Below are 21,575 nucleotides of genomic sequence, written 5' to 3'. Positions count from 1 at the left end.
TGCGTCCTAATGAGTAATCAAACGAGATGAGGGATAGTCATCGCCGAGGATATCTCATTGACCGACCGATTTCTCCCACGTACATTCGTGTCGAATGAACGATGATGTCTTGATCTTTGAGTGTCTCCGCGTCGTCTCTGCCTATCCGAATGAGGACACACCGGGGTACGTCCACTTTTGTCTGGATACAGAGCCAGTACCCACGGGTTGTTTCGATCGCATCGATTCGACTCGGTTGGAATAATGCTTGAGGAGTCACAGGTAGTACCTCACAGACGCAGGTGCGCCTGCACCCCTGCAGGCGTACATAGACCACCAAACGCGAGTAGGTACTACGAGAGTAGTCGAACGAGATATTCTAACTCGTCGCCACTCCACTCGCTGAGTTTCTCGACCATGTACTCTGTTGCTTCTTCTGGGGTGTACACGCCGTCGTCAATTAGATCTCCGACAACGTCTTTCAGCCCCTCAAATTGTCCACGGATGAATCCATCCGAGACTGGCTCGCCCCTGAACCACCGTCTCGTGCAGAGTGCACCATTTCCAACGGTCGACGCGCCCTTTACAGTCTCGCAGTCGTACTGTAAGCCAAACCAGAGGGTTCGATACACCTCGAACTCCCGTGAAACGACGTACAACGCCTCATGATGAAGGAAGTCGAGATACGTCGAGAGGATGTCGTCAATCGTTACTCGAAGTGCAACCGGAGCAGGGTCGACATCGCAGTGTGGGCGGTCTTCGACGATTCCCGTCTCTATTTCCTCGGGGGTACTCTGAGCCCCCAGCAGTTCTCGGTAGTAATGTTGACTCCACTCTGATTCTATTTCGTCACCGAAGGGCGTTCTCTCAGTGATCTTCTGTCTAAGTCTCAAATTGAGCGCGCCCCAGTGCGAGTAATGCAGGTTGTACAGGCGGTCCGGCCGTTCGTATGCGATGAGTGCTCGATGTCCCATTGTATCTCGCAGGCACAACATGGTGCGCCCGCACCCCTGCCGGGCGCAAAAAAAGAGGCGGATTCTCGTTATACCGGCTCTCAGTCTGCTATTTCGAAAGGGGATTCGCATACTGTTGGTGTCTCACGCCAACGGAAGGTTCTTGTATGTTGGCATTCTACACCAACATACGTAGTAGAGATGGGTTCGACAGTCATTTACGAAGATTCAGACACGTTCGACGACGGTACCCGGTACGAAATGATTGCGACTGCGATCCCAGAAAGCGACGAGTACCCTGACGGAGTGAAGTACCGATTCCAGTACATGGCCGAGAATGGACGAACCCTCCTTCGGTTCGATAACTTCCCGGACCATCCCGACGTTGACCGCCACCACTACCACACGCCTGAGGGCGTCTATGACGACATTGAATACAGCAGCTTGAAAGCCCACGTTCAGGCGTTCTATGAGAAAATAGACGACTACCGAACGAGGTAACCACGTATGCCCGATAAACCAAACACCAACGCACCCGACGACACCACCGACGTGAACAGTACCGCCTCTGCGGATGAGGAGATTGTGATGGACGATCTCGAAGCGGAGGCGGGGTTCTTGGAGGATCGCGACCCCGAAGCGTATCCCTCAGTACTGCGAATCACCTCCGATTCCGAGGAGTCACATCGCAACGGGGCACTTGACCGCCTTGAGCGCTGGGAGGCTGGCGAGGACGTTCCACACGTCATTAATTTCCAGAACCCGAGCGACCTCCGGGCACTGCTTACTGACAGGCGTGTTGAACTCCTTCGGAGTATCATGGCCGAACAGCCGGATAGTATCCGCCAACTGGCAGAGCGCCTCGACCGTGATGTCAAGACCGTTCACACTGATTTGGGGGTTCTCGCCGAGTACGATATCGTCCACTTTGAGCAGGCTGGTCGCGCAAAGCGTCCGTTTGTCCCCTACGACACCATCGAAGTCAGCCTTGAGATTACGACGCCGCACTCGGTTGATGATGCGGCACCCGCCTAAGAGTGATCGGCAGTTTAGAATTGTTCGCCGGTAAACCGCCTCGGGGCCAAGCTGGCTCGCTTGAGGAGCGACCTGACCCTATTCTATAACATTATTGATAGCACGGTTGTGGCTGCGCGCGCAGCTCCGAATGGAGCGAGCACGGAGCGGTGGGTGGGGAGGTGGGTGTTGGGTGGCTGGTAACAATAAAAAAGAAGGGAGTGGCGTTTGATTACTCCCAGTACTGACCGCGCTCGGGGAAATAGATCGTACTCCACCCGGTGAGTGCAACCGAGCATCGGCCCTCGTACCAGTTTTTGGCCACACTCCGGAACTCTACTTGCTCGCCTTCCCTGACTATGGGCACGCCGCTTTTGCGCCACGCCGTGAATTTGACTCTCCCCGTCTCGTCTTCGAGTAATCCAACTTGGGAAATTCGGTGATGGCTTGGCTCCCACAGTTGGGTGACTGTGCCGCGAATATCGACCTCTCGTCGCGCTACCTCCCAGACAGCCGCGATTGGAATCACGTGTCCAGGTGCTGCTTGGAGTTCTTCGAACGTCCCAACGACCGCACTCATCACATCTGCGCCATCGACAATTCGCTTGGCCAACCGCCGACTGATCGCTGCCCGCGTCCACCCCGGAAGTTTCTCGTCTAATCGCGCTGCCTGCTTGTTCACTATCGCCAATTCGTCTTGTGACAGTTCCGTCCGAGGATCGTCTCGCTCCGGGTCCACCCACGGGTCCACGCTTGCCGCTCGTTTCTGAAACTCCGTACGTCGCTTCTGGCTTCCTCTTTCGGCTACTTTCCTCGTTCGTGCCTCCCGATCTGAGTCCTGTCCCTTGTCGATTCGGTGGCGCGTCCGCGCGATCTCCCACTCGCGTGCTAGCAGTCGCTCTTCTGCTTCAAGGGTCAATCCACGTCCAACCCCCTCGGGGTGGTTCAAGTCCACCTTCGCCTGTATCTCTAGCTCGACCGTCGGCCGCAGTTCCGCCGTCTCTTCGACGACTTCGACTCGCTCGTCATCTTGTTCTTGGCTCTGTGCAACCGAAAGCTCATTACCGATCTCGTTCGTAGTACTCATTGGTATCACATTCACCGTGCTACCGCCGAAGGCGCGCCCACTACCGCGTCTTCTTCGAGACTCACCACTACATGAGTCACAACTCAACACGTTCCTACAGTTCAGCTGCTACGCTCTCGCTCGCGCCTTCAGTGCGGTCTGGGCGCGAGCGAGAGCAGTACATCGAACGCCCAAACAAGGGCGCGCGCCGTCCCGGCCGGACTGACGCGGCCAGCGGAGTTAGTCTGGCGTGTTCCTGCGCGGTTGCAGGAACCGACTGACTAACCCGCTGGCGTCCGGAGAGCGCGAGCGAGTGTCCGGACATATGGGACGGCGAGCGGGCGGACAACGCGTACACACCGAACAAAACGGGCTCAAGAGCGGTCGAATTGTCCACGGGGTGGGATTGAAAGGGGCCGATTGCTCGCGTTCACATGGTCGCCTCTGCGGGCGACTATCTGTGCTGACTGGTGCTGAGAGGCACAGATATCCCGCTGCGCGACCGCGAGCAATCGGGGGCTTTCGAGGTTATCGATGGGATCAGTCCCACTGCAGCGGCCCGCACCGTGGCGGTGAATCATCCAGTCCGACGTCGACTGCCGACTCATTGACCGCCGTCGAATCTTGCGTATAGATCGATTCTTCTTCCATGAGCAGGTCTCCTTCGGTGGAGTAACGGTCACCGGAATATCCCCTGCTAATCACAGACCTGTGTTCTCAGCCGCCGAAGCCAGTCACGTCAGCGGTCGGCTGATGATGCTCTCGTGATTTGTCGGTGAGTGGCCATGACCGACTTTCAGTTGATTGGTTCATCCCGCTGAACGCCGTTAGTGAGTTCACGATCCGGGTTGCAAACTGGTCCAACAATAAGTTCGCGTCCTGTATTCAGCACGACCACCGAAACCGATCCCGTGTTGAGAGTTTCAATAGATCCGGTAGTTTATCATCGCGGAGAATACCTACCGATTATGGAAACGCAGACACGTTCGTTGCTCGAACTCCTCAGAATCGTTGAGGTCGGCGATACTTGCCCGGAGTCCAGGGCCTTCTCCTTGGTTTTCCGTAAGACGAGTCAAATGTCAGAGACGGGATGACTGTACTACCGGCTTCACTCACCGGGTTTGAATGGGTTCGTCGCGGTGTCTAATCGAGTGAGATCATCAATTGCCTCGAAGTCCGTATCGAAGCTATACAGATACTCAATCTCTTCTCGCATCATGTAGGCCGCAATAGTCGCGTCGCCAAACGAGAGACCCTCGTACTGTTCAAATAACTCAACCGCTTGTGAGAAATCGGCTTTCGCTGAATGCACTAACTCGAAACCTGCCGCTTCTGTAAGTCGTTCGTAGAACGTAACTGCGACATGATGGTGTTGGCGCTCGTGGATGTAATTCAGGGTTTCAGTCAGGACATAATTTGTCACACGCATCGTGGGTAACTTCCCATGATCTGCAGCATCTACGATTGCGCAAGCAGCATCATGGTTAATATCTCGTGCACTCACTCGTGCGACGAGTACATTCGTATCAACCGCTGCGACAGCCATTACTGTCCCTCATCGTATTCTTGCTCTATGCCTGCAATGTTGTGGTCTGCTGTGACGTCCGTTTCTCCCATATCGACTGCTTCGAAATCATCGAACGCACCGAACCGTTGTTTCACAACTTCGATTGTCAACTCACCTCCGTCGGTCACTTCCCACTCGATTTTGTCTCCCGGTTGGATATCGAGTCGGTCACGAATCGCTGCCGGGACAGTGACCGAATAGTGGTCGTTGATAGTTGTTTGCTCGCCATTCGTAGCCATAGGCGGTTGTTCGTACTCAACTCTCTTAAGCCTCATGTGTGCTCTCATGAGAAATCATGGCGAAGTCTTCTGCACTACGATGAACAATTAGTCTGCGCTCGCGGGTGTCCCCTCTGCGTCACCGTCGTCGAGGAGGGGTAGTCGATGTGCATCTCAATCTTGTTGAAGGGCACAACTGGCCGGACTGCGCCACCGGAACCACCCTCCTTGAGTTCAAGAATCCCGAGTACTTCCAAGTGCTTCAAATCTGAATGAACATCGGACACATCACGGTCAACGAGGCGGGCAGCCGCACGCATACTGTCAGGCTGTTTGTTGGCAATCTCTTGAATAAGTTCGACGCGAAGTGGAGTAAGGCTGTCGACAAGATCATCGTAGGTTCCAAATTGTAGGACGGCATGTTCATCGATTTCCTCTGATTCCTCGGCTTCGGTATGCTGAATGAATTTGAGGGTGTCCTCACGGAGGTGTGTGCGGTCGCCGACGGTGATGTAAAGCGTGGTCATGGTGCGGTGTGGCTACGGAAATCTGCGTTGTTCACTGAGTCCTAATCGTCTCTTGTAGTCGTTCGGGGAGACGATCAAGACAGATTTCGAGGAAGCTGAGCGGGGCTTCAACCTCAATCTCTCCCGGTTCATGCACTGATCCGTCCCCAGCCTCAAGCTGAAAGTGTGTTGTCCCGAGCTCTGAATGGTCATCGTCTTTGTGCCAGCCAAGACTTACGACATCGTCCGCCCAGTGGACGCGCTGAACGTCGGTCCCCTCACGCGGCCGCCAGAGCACTTCTATTTTTGCTTCTGTCCGGGGGAATGACTCCCCAATGGATATCTCCACATTGACGTCTGCAACGACGGTTTGTGGGCGAAGCCGCGAGGGGTCGTAGCGAACGCTGTTGAACCCGGGGACGTTCTCCATTCGTTCTTTGATGCAACGAAGGCCTTCACGCCGGGTGAATCCCCGACCACCTGCAAGCAGTAGCACCATTCGTCTCGTTAACCTTCCTGCGGAAGTTTCGTGGATAGCCCATCACCAAGCGACTCAGCGCCCAGTGTTGTGAGCGAACTCTTGAGACGAATTGCCAGTTGGATCGACTCACGCATCTCGACGTTGTACTCCCACTCTTCGATAATTTCGAGGCGCTCACGGCGCTCGTCGCCAGTCAAATCCTCACGGCCAATGCTCTGGCGCAGTTCTGCAAGTGACTCGACTTCGTAGGCGTCCTTCCACGCATCGATCTCCTCACCGATCGCGTTGAGTTCTCGTGTGAGTTCGTCGAGTGAGTGTTCTTCAGCAAGCTCACGAACCTCACGGAGGAACTGAGTGAGGCTATCTGGTTTGTAGCTTCTCCCCTCGTTTGTCTCGACAACTTTCAGATCGCCGCGGTCGGCCATCCGTTCGAGGTACTTCACGGCCGTATCGCGTGAGACGTCTGCTTCCTCAGCGATCCAGCCTGCATTCCGTGGTTCTGTTCTCGTTAGTGCTACGTGGCGGACACGTGCTGCTGCATCCGTGTTTTCGGGCCAGCGTGGGTCTTTCGTACTCATGAGTAGTGTCTTCGTCATGGTTTACTAATAGTTTCGTACTAGTACGAACTATTTGGCACTCGGTGGTGAGTAGTTTACCGCGTTCTCAAGATCTCGGACAGAGTGCGCCTGACTCTTCTGGCACACAAAAAATCACTACTCGTCAGGGTCGCTTCCGAATAACCGCTTTGTTCGACCCCAAACAGACCCTGGTTGTGACTCCTTATCATCCGCACTCGCATTACTGACTTGCTCCTCGTGGGTCTGATCTGTCGCTTGATCATGATCCGTGAATTCGGCTGTGAGCCGCTCAACTTCTGCTTCGAGTTCACGTACCATCACTTTCTTTACGCGTGCCTCTCGACGCTGACGTGATGGATGGACGAGACGACGCGTCCACGCGCCGGGAGTACCTGCGTGGAGTTCTGGCGACCGCGTTGCTCCCGGCTGTCGCGGGCTGTAATGCCCAACAGACCGATTCTTCGCAGTCTACCACGGAAATGACGACCGCCACGACCACCAACAGTTCCGACCGTCCTCCGCGAATCGTTTCGCGTCAGGCTACTCCACGGGACGACGGGCAGGTGCTCACGTTCCACCTAGAGGGCCAGGACGAGCAGGAACTCCAGGCCGTAGTCGTCTCATACGGCGACAAAACCGAGCGCACCGACGTCGAGGGAGAGACGGTCACGCTCGACGGCGAGTTCACCGACCTCCAGCAGGCATCGCTGTCCGACCGACCGGGGCGCGTTCGGTTCCGTCTCGTGAACACGGCAGGCCAGGAGACGACCGCGACTCTCGTCCCGGACGAAACCGCGCCGGAGCTACTTGGCTTCTCGGCCGAGCCGACAAAGAACGTCGGAGAAATTGCTCTCTCCCTAGAGGGACGGGACGACGTCGGTCTCGAACACGTCGCGGCGCTTCTCGGAGAAGAGCCACGGTTCCAAGAAAGCGTTTCGGGCCAGCAAGAATACAGCACGGATCGGGTGATCGACACCCCAGAAGACGCCACGTTCCAGCAGAATACGGTGACAGCATTCCTCGAAGACTGGAACGGCAACGCGACGGAAGGCGAGGCCGACACCTACGTCCGGAAGTACGACTCGATGGACGAAACGCAGATGGATATTGGGACGTACTATCTGCCGTTCACCGGAGAAGTCCTTGCAGAAGTGCTCCCGGACGATATTGCGGATCCGGCTTCGGAGTACGACCAACCGTATCCCCGCGAGACGGTGAGTCGGCACATCGACCAGATGACCGGTCACGGGATCGACCGACTCATATACACCTATTCTGGCCGCGGAACGGCGCGGCGGACGCTCGAGAATGTCCTCGAGTCGGACTTGACCGACCAGATCGATATCCACGCCAAAGTTACACACAACGCGTTCGCGGAGACGATGGACCAGAGTTGGAAGGAGGACGTCGTCCCGGAGGACATGGAATTTCTCCGAAAGAACATCATCGAACGCGATAACGCCGCAACCTACGACGGTCGTCCGGTCTTCAACTTCTGGTGGGTCCACGCGTTCGTATACGTCGAGGAGGAACGCGCGAAACTGATGGACGAGTGGGGGAGTTACGAGGCGTTCGTCGAGGATATCCGGTCACGGCTCACCGTCGATGGGGTCGAACCGTTCCTCGTCGCGAACATGGGCCCAGCAGCGACGGGGTACGAAGACGACGAGTTCCGAACGATGGCGACGCAGTGGGACGGTATTTCCACGTGGACCGGGCCGGACCTCGGCGACCACGATGGCGGTGAAACCTACGACTGGGAGGAAGTGATCACTGATCTCGAAGCGCAGTACAGCGCCACCCGCGAGTTCACGACCAACAACGACATGGAGTTTTTCCCCACCGTCTTTCCGGGCTTCGACGACCGAGCGAATGCGCGATGGGGGGACGACCGACACATCCCGCGCAGCACCGACCGCTTCGAGGAGATCCTCCAGATGGCGGCGGAGTACGCCACGACCGATATGATCAACGTCGCCACGTGGAACGACTGGGCCGAGGGAACCCAGATCGAACCCGGTTCCTTCAGAGGAACGGACTACGGAACGGTGTACTTGGAGATCATCAAGCAATTCCAGCAACCGGACTAAACGATCCTACCAGCTATCCCGTCCCTATCTGTTCAGGGCGATATCTCAAAGTATTCGTAGCACTCTCCGAAGTGTGCGCACACTATCTTTATTAAGATATATACGTCCTGTCTGTAGACAGTGGTCATAACGTGACTTATCGATGAGCGAGGACCGTATTCTGGATCGAAGGAAGTTCCTTAACGGTCTGACTGTCTCCGGAATAGTCGCTCTCGCAGGCTGTCAAGATGGTAGCGATAGCTCCTCGGCGTCAGACACTACCACTGCCGATTCTACAATCGCCAATTCGACGACTGCCAGCAATTTTCCTTCGTAGAGGAGTTCAGAGGCGGTTCGTTTTCGGCCGGTGGTAGTACCGCCACAACCAACCGGGTTTGATTGATTGAATATCCGCAATTAGTTCGTCCCACGGGTGGTCACCCCAGAATGCACGGCTGTAGGTGTCCGAGACGCCCATAGTCTCGCTGACTAGTAGGAGGGAGCCGAAGAGGTCGTAATTCGGGAGGAATGCAACACTTCCCCATCGATACCGGGGCTGAACCCTACCAAGTACCCGCCATGGAAGTGCTGCTTGGAGGGCTGAGAGTTCGTCGGTGGTGACGCCAAGGTCACGGACGGATGCTGGTGTAATCCCGCCGTGGCGAGTACCATGCGCGAGCGTCCCTGCGAGGAGCGCTTTTGCTCGTTGCCTGTTTGCAGCATGAGCCACTGCATTATCTTCGTCGAGGGTGTGAGGAAGTTGTGCGAGTGCTTGAGCCGAAGCTGCACGATCCATTCCTTCCTGGAGGTAGGGGTGGTTCCCGGTTGGGGAGTCAAAGCAGTCTTGGTATGCGTGGAGGAGTTCGGAGGCAAGTAGTGAGTATGCTCTCGGCACGGGAAGTCGGCCAGTACTGACGCCGATGTGGCCTGTACTCCCAGCGTAGCGACCCCCAATCCAGACTAACATGAGTGAGGACGGTGGGTCGCTGGCCATGAGCCTGAGATGCTCTCGCCGAGACACATCATAGACGAGATGATCGCGCCACTGGTTTCGGTAGGGCGTTGAATCCACCTCGAAAAGGTCGTCGTAGATCTGAATGAATTCTTGAAAGCACCGATGGAGATCCGCCTCACTCGCGAAGGGAGTGTCACTGTCGTAGCGGAGGCGTTCGGACAATGGTGGATGGTCCAGGAATTGAGTCCGATACTCCGTAATGGCTTCAGCACACGTCGTGTGGAGTTGGGTCAGAAAATCCTCCGCATTCATCTGGCTGTATCGAACGAAGGGGAAGTACAAACGTCATTCTGTGGCGGAACTCACAGGACAGGGTTCGCTCACAGAGATTGGGTAGGCGATGTTGAAACGAGTAGTAACTGGAAAACAGGTGGTAGTAGATGCGTGGTGCGAATTGACCATGAGACTTCCTACTATCCACATATGATGTCTCAGGATGCGTGCTGAATACAGAGGGTGTATTCAGTAGTGACGAACTCGTCCGATTTGGAACCAAGGCCTGAAGCACCCCCGGCAAGATTCTCGGCCCTGACGAAACCTCGAAATTCAGCCTCCTAGTATCCGTTCGCTGAGCTAGCAAACGCTACACTCCGACAGCATCAAGGGAGACAGACATCCGCTGTCGATGTGGTTCGAACCCAAGTTTCTCGTAGTACGCCACTGCTCGCTCATTGCCAACTTCCACTCCGAGCGAGAGTTCGCCACACCCTTCCTCACGTGCGTATTGCATCGCCCGCAGGATGAGATGATCGGCAAGTCCTGACCCTCTGTAAGTGGATTCGACATACAGATTGCCGATGAATAGCCGTTCCGGCGGGTCAAGGAATCGGTCACCCGGTTCGACCCCGGCATTCAGCCAACCGGCAAAGACTGCGTCAGTCTCGTCAAGGCGGACTGTCTCGTCCTCAACGTCGTCGAGAGCGACCCAACATCGCCTGTCTGGCACGTCGTACCCTTCGAGGTGTTCCTCGACCAGCGCGTCCCGGTCGATGTCCGGAACGAGATGTTGCTCACCGACGGCGTCACCCAGATCTCGCCAGAACGGGAACCAGCACTCCTCAACGAACCGATGCATGGTGTCTTCATCGACCCGAACCCGGCGGAGATGGACAGTCGAGTGAGCACCGGTCATCGGTTCACTGTCACTGACTTCCAGCGTGACGTCCTGCAGAGGCACGTGCATCCGAAAGCCCTGAACCTCGAAGCCGAGGTTCTCGTAGTAGGCAATCGCTCGCTCGTTCTCGATTGCGACGTCGAGTGTCAGCTCTGCACAGCCGTCCTCCCGCGCTTGTTGCATCACGCGTGCAATGAGGTCGTCGGCGAGTCCTGACCCCCGATAGGACTCGTGTACCCAGACATCACTGACGTTGAGTCTGTCTGGCCAGTCGAAGTGCTTAGGAGATTCTCTGAGACGCGTCCGCACGAACCCGGCGAACGTGGCGTCGACCGTCGACAGTGACCTCGTGGGGTCGTCAACGTCGTCAAGTGCAACCCACAAACGGTTCGATGGTGTATCGAGCAGGTCGAGGTGGAACTCGACTACATCCTGTATATCGAGGTCGTCGATCAGGGAATGCGAGGCGACGGTTTCACTCAACTCCTCGTGGTAGGGTATCCAGCACTTCTCAACGTAGTGGTGTAGAGCCGCCTCTTCGTTGCGAACACGCCGAATCTGCATACTGGCACATCATATTGACCACTCTTGAGTATTAGGGCGGTTCGCGTGTGAGTGCCTTACATAGGGGGCTGTCGGACTCACGAAGACGACGACGGGGAAGGTGAATTCTTCCCAGCGTCGATACTCTGTAGGGGGTTAGCGCGATAGTTCAGTAACCGATATGCGCCCTGTATTCAGCACGCTATTTCTGACAACTGTTCGTCAAACCGTCAGTGGCAGTGATAGATACACGTTCCGGATTGAGCGACGGTTACACAGGCAATCCTGAATAATGAAACCGTGCTACTAACTACTGTCACAACTTCCCTACTCTCCCACAGTATGCGCCTCACCTCTTTGGCACACAAAAACCATTACTTGGAGCCTTTCCCGAACAACTGCTTCGTCCGACCCCAGACAGACCCCAGTTGCGCCCCATCATTATCCAGGTTCGCATCATCAACACGCTCCTCGTGGGTCTGATCTGTCGCTTGATCACGCTCCGCAAATTCGACTGTAAGCTGTTCCACTTCCGCTTCAAGTACTTTAATGTGCTCGTTCTTCCACTCAAGAAGTGTCTCTAACTCCTCAACACGCTCCGATAACAGCCGATTTTTCTCGACGAGATACACCTGACCACGGTCAGTATCGACAGACGAGTCCGCAGTCGAAGCGGAGTCCCGAGTCGATTCCTTCCTCGGTTCTGGATCGTAGAATGCCGAGGTATTTCCAACTGCTCGCTCAATCGTCTTCTCCCCGTACGTCGACCCGTCTGCGTAGTGGACCTCGTCCCATTTTTCACGAAGCAATCCCGACTGCCGGAATAAATCGTCCATCCGCGCTTGGTCGCCCCCAGTCCAGAACGCAAGCAGATTACAGAGCGCCATATCGGCCTCTGACTGACTATCGTACCCGCCTGTATTCCCGTTCCAGAGGCGCTCAAACTTTGCACCGTTCGCGGCATTCACTGCCTTCTCAAGCAACTCCTCGTCCGCAAGGTCCACATCGACATCGGCCGATCCGTCCGTCGCGGACGGCTCATCAGCGCTCTCACAGTGGTCAGGTTCGGCATTTGAATTGTCATCGGTGTCTTGGACGTACTCACGATGAATCGCCACGAGCGCGTCCTGTCGCCGGGCGACGCGGGTTGGTGTTCCATCGACATGGTTGCCGGTCACAGTAAAGAACCGCACCGTCTCATACAACTCGAAACTCCCCCGTCGATTCCTTCCTTCGGGGAGGTCGCCCTTGATCAGGACATGATACCCAGTGCCGGACGGAGACACCTCGGTGTACGAGTCGAGACGCTCGATAATGTCTCGTGCCGCCTCGTCGGAATCCTCGGTTTCGGGGTCCCGGCAGTCGTCGAGGTCTACACCCACAATCGGATCATCATCGGTAAAGACGAATCCTACACCGTCAGCATTCCCCGCTTCAACGTACTCAAGTGCGGTTTTCAACTCGGTCCATGTCTCCGAATCCGTCGAGGACGCGAACCCACCACTTCCCGGTGTTACCGGAATCTTCGTTGCCTTCCCATCCCGTTCTTCCTCCTTCCAACACACCCACTGCTCGCGCTCGCACAACTCATCTGGCAGGATACTCGCATCAACACTCACTCGAAGTCACCTCGCATGGCTCTCGCCCCAAGCGAGCCACCAGAAACTCCCCACCATCTCGCTCCCCACTCAATCCGAGAGTTCCAATGGGAACCCCCATTCTATAGTAGTTGGTTTTTGCTGTAACTGAATCCGCCATTCCAACGTACAGTCCGTGAAATGCATTTGAACAGCATTTACAGCATTTCGAGAGGCTGGTTTGCGTGTTACGGCAATCCACCTATTGCCGTAACACGACGCAGTCTTGCGTTTTTCCCGAGATTGCTGGCCGACGGATATCTGGGGCTGCTGCCATACCATAAAATGCTGTTTGAGACGTTCAGCTAGTCCAAAATGGCTGAATCCGCTATTCATCGTCCTCCTCCAGTTGGTGAAGTGCGATGCCAGCGTAGCACCGCACTTGTGACCCACCTTTCCGCTCAGTTGTTCGGTCGAAGGTCACGTGATTACCGAGACGACGACCGAACCAACTCTTTGAATCTGGGTCTACATCATGGGTGTCAGCCCACGTTTCGTAGACCGTGTACACCTCTGCAGAGGTGACTGATTCGTCTTCGTCCTCGCGAATCCATTCGGCCGCGAAGCGTCCGATTGCGGTGTCCGGATCTTCCTTCCAATTCTCATCCTGTAGGGGGAGCTCAGAAACCTCAAGGTCATCAGAAGTGAGTCCATCCGGTGTCTCCGGTTCTGTAGTCTTTTGACCCCGACCGGACTGGGTTCGGTTCTCAAGTGAGTCCGGAGAGCTAACGGTAAACGATGTGTCGAGCAGCGCGTGGAGTGAACTCGTTGTCCCGTTTTTGTAGAACATCGGATCACCGTCTGTCGGGAGAATCACGATTCCGTACGCATCGCTCCCGTAGGTTGGGTGTGGAAGCTCATCCTCAGGGACGAACGGCTTTTTGATGGGAACCCAGGCGTCCTCAAATGCGGATTTCGACTCGTAGGTGTACGTCTCACCATGAGCATGGACAATATACTCGTTTGCAGTCTGATCGTAGCTGTATATTGCTGGCACTCGGTCTTTAGTTACGGACGCAAGCGACGACGTCCGGAGATGCTCCGTTCCAGTCTCGTCCCGGAGGATGATTGCATCATCCTCACGCACCCAAACCGTACGGTTTGTGTTTGTCTCTCCTGCGATAGGACGGCAGTAACTCCGCCGTCTTCGGTCGCACCACCGTTGAACGTAAGGTTAGAGTCGTGCGTGTAGAAGTGTGTCTCACCACTCTTGAGGTGTCGAACTGGCGGGGAGAGAATCCCCTCGACACGTTCGGCCCACGCCGTTTCCGACGAACCGACTGGAGAAGCACCGTATCAAGAAGATATTGGCGTACATGCTCAACAGAGACTTTGAGATACAGAATACGGTTCCACCGATGCTTCAGCGGCGCGGCGGCGGCTTCTATGTGATGGACGACGGGCACCACCGCGGTATAGTGGCGAGAGCAATCGGATTGGACGAATTGTACGTTGACTACGAGGTTGTCCCGCCAGAACTCATTATGAGCGACAATCGCGTTTACCCCAATGATCAATGGATCCAGATTCGTGGCGAGAATTCGGTAGTGTCGCTCCAATAGCAGTCACATTGGCGACTGCGCACGAGAGTTGGTTTCGTCTACTCCACTCGCATAGCGGTTCGTGAGCCACTCTTCCCAAGTGACTCTCCCAACCATGTGATCAGGACAGGTCGCATTACCACTCCGAAACGCCGTCACAGTTTTGCTGGGGATAGGAAACCTGATGATAGGACGTCGGAGACTGCGCGACTCGCGGTACGCTTGTGCGAGTTCGCCGACTGAGTGGATTTCAGGGCCACCAACCGGGCCGACTCGACCGCTCGCTGTCAGCGTCGCGTGGTCCACAATACTATCCGCGACTTCGCCCACATCGATGGGCTGAATCTGCATTTTTGTTGGGAGAGGCCACACCGGGAGTTTCGCTATGGAGTCCAGCATTTCCGCGACGAACGAGTGAAACTGCGTCGCCCGGACGATAGTCGCGGGTACATCGCTCTCCTCGACTGCCGTCTCGGCGGTGACCTTGTGTTTGTAGTAGGAGAATGGGATGTCGTCGATACCGACGATGGAGGGGTAGATGAAATTCTCCACGCTGGCCTTCTCGGCTCCTTCGAGAAGTCGTTTGGTACCCTGTACATCAACCGCCGCTGTATCGCCTTGTGGGGCCGTCGACGTGTGGATGACGATATCGATGTTTTCGAGCGCTGTGTCGATGCCCGTACCCTCGCTCAAGTCGAATTCTACCCACTCAAAGTTCTGTTCAGTCTCTGTGGGAGGTGAACGGCTTGCCGCCCGGACAGCGTGTCCGGTTGCGGTGAGTCGCTGGCAGAGTGCCGTCCCGAGTGTCCCTGTTGCGCCGGTTACCAGCGTTCGGATCATAGGAGATAATTTGTTCTATCACTCCGAGTGGTTAGTGCCGAGTACGCTCGGCGGGTTTAAGTTCTAGATTCCGTATCACCGTTTATGAAACACGTCCGGGTGCGAATTACGGCCCACGGTCGGGCGGGAGATATCCACCCGATGTACGGCGTGATGACCGAGGAACCGTTTATCGAGCGAGCGACGGCACTCCAATGGAATTACACCGGAGACGCGCTCGGTATCCTCCATTATGTGGTAGGTGACGCCGATGCACTGGAGAGAACGATGCAGGAGATTCCGGTGGTTGTCGGCTATGACATAGAACGCATCGATGAGCGGTCGTGTTATGTGTACGTTCGCGACGCGACGACTGACTCGCTCCAAGAAATGTTCGAACCGATCTCCTCCGGCGGACTGGTCATCGTTCCCCCCATCGAATACAATTCTGATGGGACAGTGGTGTTCTCGATATTCGGTCCTGAAGACGAGCTACAGGATGCAATGGACAGTATCTCTGTTCCGGTTGATGTGACTGTTGACGCAGTGGGCGGTCTCGCTGGTACGACGGCTGCTGTCGAGACCCCCCTCACCGACCGCCAGCGAGAAGTTATCGAAACGGCGGTTGAACTGGGTTACTACGACATTCCTCGAACCACTACTCAAAAAGACATTGCCGTTGAACTGGAGTGTGCGCCGAGTACCGTTGCTGAACACCTGCGAAAAGCCGAATCGCGGGTTCTCCGGGCACAGGTAGTCTGAGGACGGTCGTCTTCGAACTACGATGTTCTCACGGAGTGAGTACACCTCCCCTATAGATTTGATATGTAGTTTCTCAATCCTCTCCTTCAAATACTCTGTTGAATAGCAATATCTTCGTGACAGTTCGCAATCCGGTTCTACCTCTTTCTCGCTCAGAAGGCTCGATTCAACAGCGACTAAGGGATACGTCGTGAGCCCCTTCATCTTGTGGTAGACACCGGTTTTCGCACACGTCCACACCCCAGTTTTCCAGTGCTTTCTCACGTGGAGAGTACATTTCGTCTGTTCCGCACGAGAAGAACGGGGTTATGCTGGCGCTTTTGCGAAGGGGAAGGAGTACATTTCGACTGTTCAGCGGTCAGAGTTCGGCCGCCCACGTTCCAGAGAGGGGGGAGTAGATTTCGTCTGTTCGTCCGTTACATCGACGAGGTCCTCTAGGAGGCGACCGCGTTGCCCGGAGAGTCGCCAGCGAAATGAGTCGGCCATTTTTGAACACACCTCAGAATTCGGTGGAATTCTGGTCCAACTGAAATCCATCGGCACTGTCTAGTTCTGCACCTTCTCGGTCGGCGTCTTTCCGTCGAGAGCTTGATTCGGTCTCTGGCGGTTGTAGTAGTGCATGAACTGTTCATCTTCTAAATCCGCGTCGTAGCTCTCGTTGAGCAGGTATGCGTTCGTTCTAGTCCAATTCACTCAACGACCTGCTCGTTCCTTAAACTGGCTCAACTAGACAGTGCCACAGAGCCATTTTCATGCGAAAGCCCACGATTTGAGCCACGGGAGGGAGCCGACCGATGCGACAGTTGTAAATAATCAGATTGATATTGTTTAGGTAATGACTGTCAAGATGAGTAAGTCCAAAATTGATAGACTTCTTGAGGAGGCGAACGCTGGCGTGTTATCGTTGACTGATGGTGCAGAAACGTACGCTGTGCCCGAGTCATTTGGGTATGATGGTGAATATCTCTATTTTCAGTTTGTGTATGACGAGGAGAGCCAGAAGATGGCATTTATTAACACAACGGAGATCGCCACCATTACGATTTTTTCTGAGAATCCCGCACAAAGTGTCGTCGTTCGTGGACGGCTTGAACAAGTCCCAAAGGCCGACCAATCACGTGCAGCGGCAGCAATCGCAGAGAATGCAGAGATTCCTACGCTCAATGTCCTTCCTGAAACAACTCCCGAAGAGCTCTCAATGACGTTCTATCGATTGAAGCCTACCGAATTCTCAGGGAGAATATTTGAAAGTTGCAACTCTGCATCTCTCGATTCCTGAACTGCTTAATTACATAATCTACGTGTTCGTTGGGGTACGCGCTGTGGACGCTCCCGTCAGGCGTACACCGGGTTTCAGACTCGTCGAGAACCGAGATGTCAGCCTGTGTATCATACGTGTCGTCGCTGAGGTGGTCACACAGAAACTCGAACACACCGTCTCGGAGTTCGTAGACGGCACAGTTCGTCGTCTGGCCGACGACAAGGTCAACTCGACCTTCGGCGTCGTAGAGTGCATAGATGTCTCTGACGCGGTTTACAGTCTCATAGACCCCCTCAATTGGGAAGTACCGATCCGAGGCCGCCGCGCCGACGCAGACAGGTCGGGGCGCCAATGCTGCAAGGTAGTCGTCGTAGTCGATGCCGTGGGCGACGCTCCCAGTGATCGCCTGTTCGGCATGCGTCCTATTTCCCGTTTTGAACTGTTCGTATTCGCCTCTGGGGGCGACTATCTGTGCTGACTGGTGCTGAGAGGCACAGATATCCCGCTGAGCGACCGCGAGCAATCGGGAGCTTTCGAGGTTATCGATGGGATCGGTCCCACTGCAGCTGCTGCCACCCTGGCGGTGAATCATCCAGTCCGACGTCGGCTGCCGACTCATTGACTGCGGCCGAATCTTGCGTATAGATCGATTCCTCTTCGATGAGCAGGTCTCCTTCGGTGGAGTAACGGTCATCGGAATATCCCCTGCTAATCACAGACCTGTGTTCTCAGCCGCCGAAGCCAGTCACGTCAGCGGTCGGCTGATAATACTCTCGTGATTTATCGGTGAGTGACTGCGGCCACCTTTCAGCTGATTGGTTCATCCCACTGAACGCCGTTAGTGAGTTCACGATCCGGGTTGCAAGCTGGTCCAATAATAAGTTCGCATCCTGTATTCAGCACGACCACCGAAATCGATCCCGTTCTGAGAGTTTCAATAGATCCGGTAGTTTATCATTGCGCAGAATACCTACCGATTATGGAAGCGCAGACACGGTCGTTACTCGAACACTTCTCATCTGAGCGGCGAGCCGAAATCGAAGAACACGTTGAGACGCTGGTCTCTGAGTTAACTCTCGAACAGAAAGTGGGGCAACTGAATCTGCTGAACGCCGACTTCGCGACGGGGACTGCCGTCGCCGACATGGATATCCAGCAGGGGATTATAGATGGCGACATCGGTTCGGTTCTCAACTTCGAGAACCTCGAAGAAGCCCGCACGTTCCAGGAACTCGCAGTCGAGGAGTCCGACCACGGGGTCCCGCTCATGCTGGCTCTCGATGTCATCCACGGCTACCGGACAATCTTCCCGATTCCGCTTGGCGAGGCGGCGTCGTGGAACCCGAAGATGGCAGAGCTGTCGGCTCGTGTCGCTGCGACCGAAGCGGCCGCCGACGGGGTCCAATGGACGTTCGCACCGTCGGTCGACGTCAGTCGCGACCCACGCTGGGGCCGCGTCATGGAGGCAGCGGGCGAGGACCCATACCTCTCCGGTGAAATCTCGAACGCACGCGTCCGTGGGTTCCAAGGCGACGACCTCTCTGCGGACGACACCATCCTCGCGTGCGCAAAGCACTACATCGGCTATGGTGCCTCCAAGGCTGGTCGCGAGTACAACACTGTCGACATCTCCGAGACGAACCTCCGTGAAATTCATCTCCCACCGTTCGAAGCCTGTCTGGAAGCGGGCGTCGGTAGCGTGATGAACGCCTTCAACCTTTACGAGCGCATCCCGGCCAGCAGCAACGAGGCGCTCGTCAGCGATTTACTGCGCGCCGAACTCGGCTTCGAAGACCTCGTCGTCTCTGACTGGGATTCATTCGGTGAACTCGGTGAGCACGGCGTCGCCGGGAATTTGCGTGAAGCGGCACGAGCGTGCATCGAGGCTGGCTCTGACATCGACATGGTCAGCGGTGCATATGCGACCGAACTGGTCGGACTGGTCGAAGACGATATCATTGACGAGTCGCTGGTCGATGAAGCGGTTCGACGCCTCCTGACCGTCAAAGGTGCCCTGGGCCTGTTCGAAGACCCCTATCGGTACTTCGACGAGGAACGCCAGTCCCAGCGCATCCTCACCGACGAGCACCGCGAGGCCGCCCGCGAGGTTGCCCGTGAGTCTCAAGTCTTGTTGAAAAACGAGGGCGATTTGTTGCCACTGGATGATAGCGAAGAAGTCGCACTCGTCGGCGGACTCGCAGATAGCGCCACTGATATGCTCGGTGCCTGGCGTGCCGAAGGCGACCCAGACGACGTGACAACCCTTAGAACCACACTCACAGACCGCATCGAGAATCTGGCGTACGTCGAAGGCTGTGACCGGGACGGCTCTGTCAGCGACGAGCAATTGGAGACGGCAGTTGAGACCGTCACGTCTGCAGATATCGCCGTCGTTGCCGTCGGCGAACGCTACAGTCGAAGCGGTGAGGCAGCGAGTCGCGCCCACATCGACTTGCCCGGCGAGCAGCGTGCACTGCTCAAAGCGCTCATCGAGACAGAGACACCCGTAGCCGCCGTTCTGTTCAACGGCCGGCCGTTGGCTATCAACTGGGAGGCCGAACACGTCCCTGCGATTCTCGAAGCTTGGTTTCCAGGTCTCGAGGCTGGTCCCGCTATTGCCGATGTACTTCTCGGTGAGTACAACCCATCGGGTCGTCTGCCAATGACCTTCCCCATCACTGAAGGTCAAATCCCGATTTATTACAACCGCCTGAGAACCGGGCGACCGGCTGAGGACGCCGACGTGGATCTGACGGAACCACCGACAGGTCCTGCCGAGAAGTACCTGTCACGATATCTCGACATTCCAAACGAGCCGCTGTACGCCTTTGGTCACGGTGAGAGCTACACTACCTTCGCGTATACCGACGTGTCACTCGATGCAGCGGTGGTCTCGACCGATGAGACCCTTTCTGTCGATGTGACTGTCGAAAACACTGGCGACCGGGCCGGAACCGAGGTCGTTCAGGTGTATATCAATGACCTAGTCGGGAGTCGCGCACGGCCGGTCAAAGAACTGGTCGGCTTCGAGAACGTCGTCCTCGACGCAGGCGAATCGGCGACCGTCTCGTTCGAACTGACGACGGCCGACCTCGAGTTCTGGACGGCCGACGAAGAGTACGCCGCAGAACCCGGCGAGTTTGAGGTGCAGGTCGGCCACGCAGCCGACAACGTCACTGCAATCAAGACGTTCGAATTTGTCGAGTGACGGAGAAGTGGGCGGTACGACTTTTTCATTCGCGCCCTTCAGAGGCATGGTATGGAGTTCAATGCAATCGATGACGTGGATCGGGGCATCCTGCACCAACTCCAACTCAACGCCCGCCACTGTAAACAGTGAACACGCTGTCTCTGTATCGACCGCTAAGATAACGAGTCCGAACCGACGTGTTCGCTCGGACCCCAACAGTCTATTTGATGGCGTCCAATACATCCAGTAATGCCGAGTTCACGGAGGCCCCTGAGCACGAGCGAGCAGGCTGTGCTCGATCACCTCGACACGTATGTCGAGACCACGGCAGATGATGAGGGTATCTCGCAAACAGGCGCTGTCACATACCTCAGTGAGCAAGGAATCACGCGTGCCGACGCCGATGAGCTCGTCGAGCAACTGTTGTTGAAAGGTTATCTGTACGAGGTCGACGACGAACTACGTATTCCGCCTCGCATCTAACCGCTTGCAGTTTGCGCCCACTGTTCACCATACTAACATTTCTCTACGAACACCCACGAGTCAGGGTCGTTTCCGAACAGCCGCTTCGTCCGACCTCAGACAGACTCCGAGTGGGACTCCTCTTCGTCTGAGCTCCCACTACCAATATGCTCCTCGTGAGTCTGACCCGTCGCTTGGTCACGCTCCGCGAGTTCGGCCGTGAGCCGCTCCACTTCTATTTCGAGTTCGATGTCGCCCTCGCCTTCGAACCCAAGGAGGGAGACGTATTGAATCGTCCGCCGCGCTCGCCGGACGAGCGAATCTTCAATCAAATCATGATCGAACGGACGCTCGTCGCCACGCTGGTGATCGGCGTGATCGGGTTCGGGACGTTCGTCCGGTTGCTGGACCAGGAGCTCTCGGAGGCTGCCGTCCGCAACCACCTGCGTCTCCTGGTTGTCCTGTTCCAGATGATTAATATTGGCAATGCCCGATCCGAGACGACTTCGCTGTTCCAGCTTTCACCGTTTCGGAGCCCGATATTGCTCACCGGAACGATTACAGCGTTCTTGGTCCATCTCGGGGGAATGTACTTTCCGCCCGCTCAGGCGGTCCTCGGAACGGCACCTGTCGGGCTAGAACAGTGGCTTGTTCTCGGCGGGATTGCCCTGACCATCGCCGTCGCTATCGAACTCCACAAACTGAGCTGGAAAGCGCGGTACCCCACACTCCGAGACAGAGGAACAGTCATCCTCGCAAACCCACGAGAAGGAGGTCTAAAGATTGGAGTCTGCTAGAAA

The 21,575-nt window shown here is 55.9% G+C and carries 21 protein-coding genes and 2 pseudogenes; 9 read left to right on the top strand and 14 right to left on the bottom strand.

All coding sequences use genetic code 11. The features are described from left to right. Positions 1–332 precede the first annotated feature (332 nt). Positions 333–953, bottom strand: a complete 621-nt coding sequence (locus EKH81_RS18120; protein ID WP_132061036.1) for a DUF6735 family protein — start codon at positions 951–953, stop codon at positions 333–335. Positions 954–1,133: 180 nt separating this feature from the next. On the opposite strand from EKH81_RS18120, the gene EKH81_RS18115 reads away from it, so the two are divergent. Further along, on the top strand, positions 1,134–1,433 hold the full coding sequence (locus EKH81_RS18115) for a toxin-antitoxin system TumE family protein (protein ID WP_132061039.1): 300 nt from the start codon (positions 1,134–1,136) through the stop codon (positions 1,431–1,433). 6 nt (positions 1,434–1,439) lie between these two features. After that, complete coding sequence (locus EKH81_RS18110; protein ID WP_132061043.1) at positions 1,440–1,967, top strand: HVO_A0114 family putative DNA-binding protein; 528 nt, start codon at positions 1,440–1,442, stop codon at positions 1,965–1,967. A 211-nt stretch (positions 1,968–2,178) separates the two neighbouring features. Here EKH81_RS18110 and EKH81_RS18105 read toward each other — a convergent pair whose 3' ends face one another. The 6 genes and pseudogenes from EKH81_RS18105 to EKH81_RS18080 form a co-directional block, all read right to left on the bottom strand. Further along, a complete protein-coding gene (locus EKH81_RS18105; RefSeq protein WP_132061046.1) occupies positions 2,179–3,033 on the bottom strand; it encodes a DNA-binding protein in 855 nt (284 codons plus the stop codon). A gap of 1,087 nt (positions 3,034–4,120) precedes the next feature. Continuing rightward, positions 4,121–4,558 (bottom strand): type II toxin-antitoxin system VapC family toxin, encoded by a 438-nt coding sequence (locus EKH81_RS18100; RefSeq protein WP_132061049.1) that lies wholly within the window; start codon positions 4,556–4,558, stop codon positions 4,121–4,123. Next, complete coding sequence (locus tag EKH81_RS18095; protein ID WP_132061053.1) at positions 4,558–4,818, bottom strand: AbrB/MazE/SpoVT family DNA-binding domain-containing protein; 261 nt, start codon at positions 4,816–4,818, stop codon at positions 4,558–4,560. The genes EKH81_RS18100 and EKH81_RS18095 overlap by 1 nt, the downstream gene beginning before the upstream one ends. Before the next feature lie 87 nt (positions 4,819–4,905). Further along, positions 4,906–5,324: pseudogene (locus EKH81_RS18090) on the bottom strand (HVO_A0114 family putative DNA-binding protein). Positions 5,325–5,355: 31 nt separating this feature from the next. Further along, positions 5,356–5,733, bottom strand: coding sequence for a hypothetical protein (locus EKH81_RS18085; RefSeq protein WP_202935201.1), 378 nt, complete (start codon positions 5,731–5,733; stop codon positions 5,356–5,358). A 77-nt stretch (positions 5,734–5,810) separates the two neighbouring features. Beyond that, complete coding sequence (locus EKH81_RS18080; RefSeq protein WP_132061056.1) at positions 5,811–6,362, bottom strand: DUF7342 family protein; 552 nt, start codon at positions 6,360–6,362, stop codon at positions 5,811–5,813. Positions 6,363–6,925: 563 nt separating this feature from the next. Here EKH81_RS18080 and EKH81_RS18075 point away from each other — a divergent pair. Next, entirely contained in the window at positions 6,926–8,452 is a 1,527-nt protein-coding gene (locus EKH81_RS18075; protein WP_162224674.1) for a glycoside hydrolase family 99-like domain-containing protein, read from the top strand. A gap of 322 nt (positions 8,453–8,774) precedes the next feature. On the opposite strand, the gene EKH81_RS18070 is transcribed toward EKH81_RS18075, so the two are convergent. The 4 genes from EKH81_RS18070 to EKH81_RS18055 all read right to left on the bottom strand — a co-directional run bounded on the left by EKH81_RS18070 (position 8,775) and on the right by EKH81_RS18055 (position 13,827). Then, entirely contained in the window at positions 8,775–9,698 is a 924-nt protein-coding gene (locus EKH81_RS18070) for a hypothetical protein (protein ID WP_132061063.1), read from the bottom strand. A gap of 331 nt (positions 9,699–10,029) precedes the next feature. After that, complete coding sequence (locus EKH81_RS18065; RefSeq protein ID WP_132061066.1) at positions 10,030–11,124, bottom strand: GNAT family N-acetyltransferase; 1,095 nt, start codon at positions 11,122–11,124, stop codon at positions 10,030–10,032. 353 nt (positions 11,125–11,477) lie between these two features. After that, positions 11,478–12,722, bottom strand: a complete 1,245-nt coding sequence (locus tag EKH81_RS18060) for a phage NrS-1 polymerase family protein (RefSeq protein WP_132061069.1) — start codon at positions 12,720–12,722, stop codon at positions 11,478–11,480. Between the two features lie 346 nt (positions 12,723–13,068). Beyond that, the gene (locus EKH81_RS18055) at positions 13,069–13,827 is read right to left on the bottom strand and encodes a primase-like DNA-binding domain-containing protein (protein WP_132061072.1); all 759 of its coding nucleotides are present in this window, start codon (positions 13,825–13,827) and stop codon (positions 13,069–13,071) included. A 229-nt stretch (positions 13,828–14,056) separates the two neighbouring features. Between EKH81_RS18055 and EKH81_RS19660 the strand changes: the two genes are divergently transcribed. After that, a complete protein-coding gene (locus EKH81_RS19660) occupies positions 14,057–14,302 on the top strand; it encodes a hypothetical protein (protein WP_238392250.1) in 246 nt (81 codons plus the stop codon). Positions 14,303–14,305: 3 nt separating this feature from the next. Here EKH81_RS19660 and EKH81_RS18050 read toward each other — a convergent pair whose 3' ends face one another. Then, on the bottom strand, positions 14,306–15,121 hold the full coding sequence (locus EKH81_RS18050; RefSeq protein ID WP_132061075.1) for an SDR family oxidoreductase: 816 nt from the start codon (positions 15,119–15,121) through the stop codon (positions 14,306–14,308). An 84-nt stretch (positions 15,122–15,205) separates the two neighbouring features. Between EKH81_RS18050 and EKH81_RS18045 the strand changes: the two genes are divergently transcribed. Beyond that, positions 15,206–15,862: a helix-turn-helix domain-containing protein gene (locus tag EKH81_RS18045; RefSeq protein ID WP_132061078.1), complete on the top strand. Its 657-nt coding sequence runs from the start codon at positions 15,206–15,208 to the stop codon at positions 15,860–15,862. Between the two features lie 546 nt (positions 15,863–16,408). On the opposite strand, the pseudogene EKH81_RS18040 reads toward EKH81_RS18045, so the two are convergent. After that, positions 16,409–16,492 (bottom strand): annotated as a pseudogene (locus EKH81_RS18040) (IS6 family transposase); the annotation flags it as partial. A 205-nt stretch (positions 16,493–16,697) separates the two neighbouring features. Here EKH81_RS18040 and EKH81_RS18035 point away from each other — a divergent pair. Next, positions 16,698–17,141: a pyridoxamine 5'-phosphate oxidase family protein gene (locus tag EKH81_RS18035; RefSeq protein ID WP_132061081.1), complete on the top strand. Its 444-nt coding sequence runs from the start codon at positions 16,698–16,700 to the stop codon at positions 17,139–17,141. Here EKH81_RS18035 and EKH81_RS18030 read toward each other — a convergent pair. Beyond that, positions 17,083–17,715 carry a hypothetical protein gene (locus EKH81_RS18030; protein WP_132061084.1) on the bottom strand — a complete coding sequence of 211 codons (633 nt, stop codon included), beginning with the start codon at positions 17,713–17,715 and terminating at the stop codon, positions 17,083–17,085. The two genes, EKH81_RS18035 and EKH81_RS18030, sit on opposite strands and share 59 nt — an antisense overlap. Positions 17,716–18,102: 387 nt before the next feature. On the opposite strand from EKH81_RS18030, the gene bglX reads away from it, so the two are divergent. The 3 genes from bglX to EKH81_RS18015 all read left to right on the top strand — a co-directional run bounded on the left by bglX (position 18,103) and on the right by EKH81_RS18015 (position 21,572). Beyond that, a complete protein-coding gene (gene bglX / locus EKH81_RS18025; RefSeq protein ID WP_132061087.1) occupies positions 18,103–20,331 on the top strand; it encodes a beta-glucosidase BglX in 2,229 nt (742 codons plus the stop codon). 231 nt (positions 20,332–20,562) lie between these two features. Beyond that, positions 20,563–20,796, top strand: coding sequence for a hypothetical protein (locus tag EKH81_RS18020; protein WP_132061090.1), 234 nt, complete (start codon positions 20,563–20,565; stop codon positions 20,794–20,796). Between the two features lie 173 nt (positions 20,797–20,969). Next, complete coding sequence (locus EKH81_RS18015) at positions 20,970–21,572, top strand: cation transporting ATPase C-terminal domain-containing protein (RefSeq protein WP_162224673.1); 603 nt, start codon at positions 20,970–20,972, stop codon at positions 21,570–21,572. Positions 21,573–21,575 lie beyond the last annotated feature (3 nt).

It is taken from the genome of Halorussus amylolyticus (genome assembly GCF_004143485.2).
GTDB classification, from domain to species: Archaea; Halobacteriota; Halobacteria; order Halobacteriales; family Haladaptataceae; genus Halorussus; species Halorussus amylolyticus.
This window is presented reverse-complemented; position numbering and strand designations above follow the sequence as displayed.

What these genes read in the sequence shown, in the direction of transcription:
- EKH81_RS18085 (WP_202935201.1), bottom strand. Translation starts at nt 5,733, where the DNA reads ATGGAGAACGTCCCCGGGTTCAACAGCGTTCGCTACGACCCCTCGCGG.
- EKH81_RS18115 (WP_132061039.1), top strand. Translation starts at nt 1,134, where the DNA reads ATGGGTTCGACAGTCATTTACGAAGATTCAGACACGTTCGACGACGGT.
- EKH81_RS18020 (WP_132061090.1), top strand. Translation starts at nt 20,563, where the DNA reads ATGCCGAGTTCACGGAGGCCCCTGAGCACGAGCGAGCAGGCTGTGCTC.
- EKH81_RS18045 (WP_132061078.1), top strand. Translation starts at nt 15,206, where the DNA reads ATGAAACACGTCCGGGTGCGAATTACGGCCCACGGTCGGGCGGGAGAT.
- EKH81_RS18035 (WP_132061081.1), top strand. Translation starts at nt 16,698, where the DNA reads ATGACTGTCAAGATGAGTAAGTCCAAAATTGATAGACTTCTTGAGGAG.
- EKH81_RS18070 (WP_132061063.1), bottom strand. Translation starts at nt 9,698, where the DNA reads ATGAATGCGGAGGATTTTCTGACCCAACTCCACACGACGTGTGCTGAA.
- EKH81_RS19660 (WP_238392250.1), top strand. Translation starts at nt 14,057, where the DNA reads ATGCTCAACAGAGACTTTGAGATACAGAATACGGTTCCACCGATGCTT.
- EKH81_RS18065 (WP_132061066.1), bottom strand. Translation starts at nt 11,124, where the DNA reads ATGCAGATTCGGCGTGTTCGCAACGAAGAGGCGGCTCTACACCACTAC.
- EKH81_RS18110 (WP_132061043.1), top strand. Translation starts at nt 1,440, where the DNA reads ATGCCCGATAAACCAAACACCAACGCACCCGACGACACCACCGACGTG.
- bglX (WP_132061087.1), top strand. Translation starts at nt 18,103, where the DNA reads ATGGAAGCGCAGACACGGTCGTTACTCGAACACTTCTCATCTGAGCGG.
- EKH81_RS18050 (WP_132061075.1), bottom strand. Translation starts at nt 15,121, where the DNA reads ATGATCCGAACGCTGGTAACCGGCGCAACAGGGACACTCGGGACGGCA.
- EKH81_RS18030 (WP_132061084.1), bottom strand. Translation starts at nt 17,715, where the DNA reads ATGATTCACCGCCAGGGTGGCAGCAGCTGCAGTGGGACCGATCCCATC.
- EKH81_RS18100 (WP_132061049.1), bottom strand. Translation starts at nt 4,558, where the DNA reads ATGGCTGTCGCAGCGGTTGATACGAATGTACTCGTCGCACGAGTGAGT.
- EKH81_RS18120 (WP_132061036.1), bottom strand. Translation starts at nt 953, where the DNA reads ATGGGACATCGAGCACTCATCGCATACGAACGGCCGGACCGCCTGTAC.
- EKH81_RS18105 (WP_132061046.1), bottom strand. Translation starts at nt 3,033, where the DNA reads ATGAGTACTACGAACGAGATCGGTAATGAGCTTTCGGTTGCACAGAGC.
- EKH81_RS18095 (WP_132061053.1), bottom strand. Translation starts at nt 4,818, where the DNA reads ATGGCTACGAATGGCGAGCAAACAACTATCAACGACCACTATTCGGTC.
- EKH81_RS18080 (WP_132061056.1), bottom strand. Translation starts at nt 6,362, where the DNA reads ATGAGTACGAAAGACCCACGCTGGCCCGAAAACACGGATGCAGCAGCA.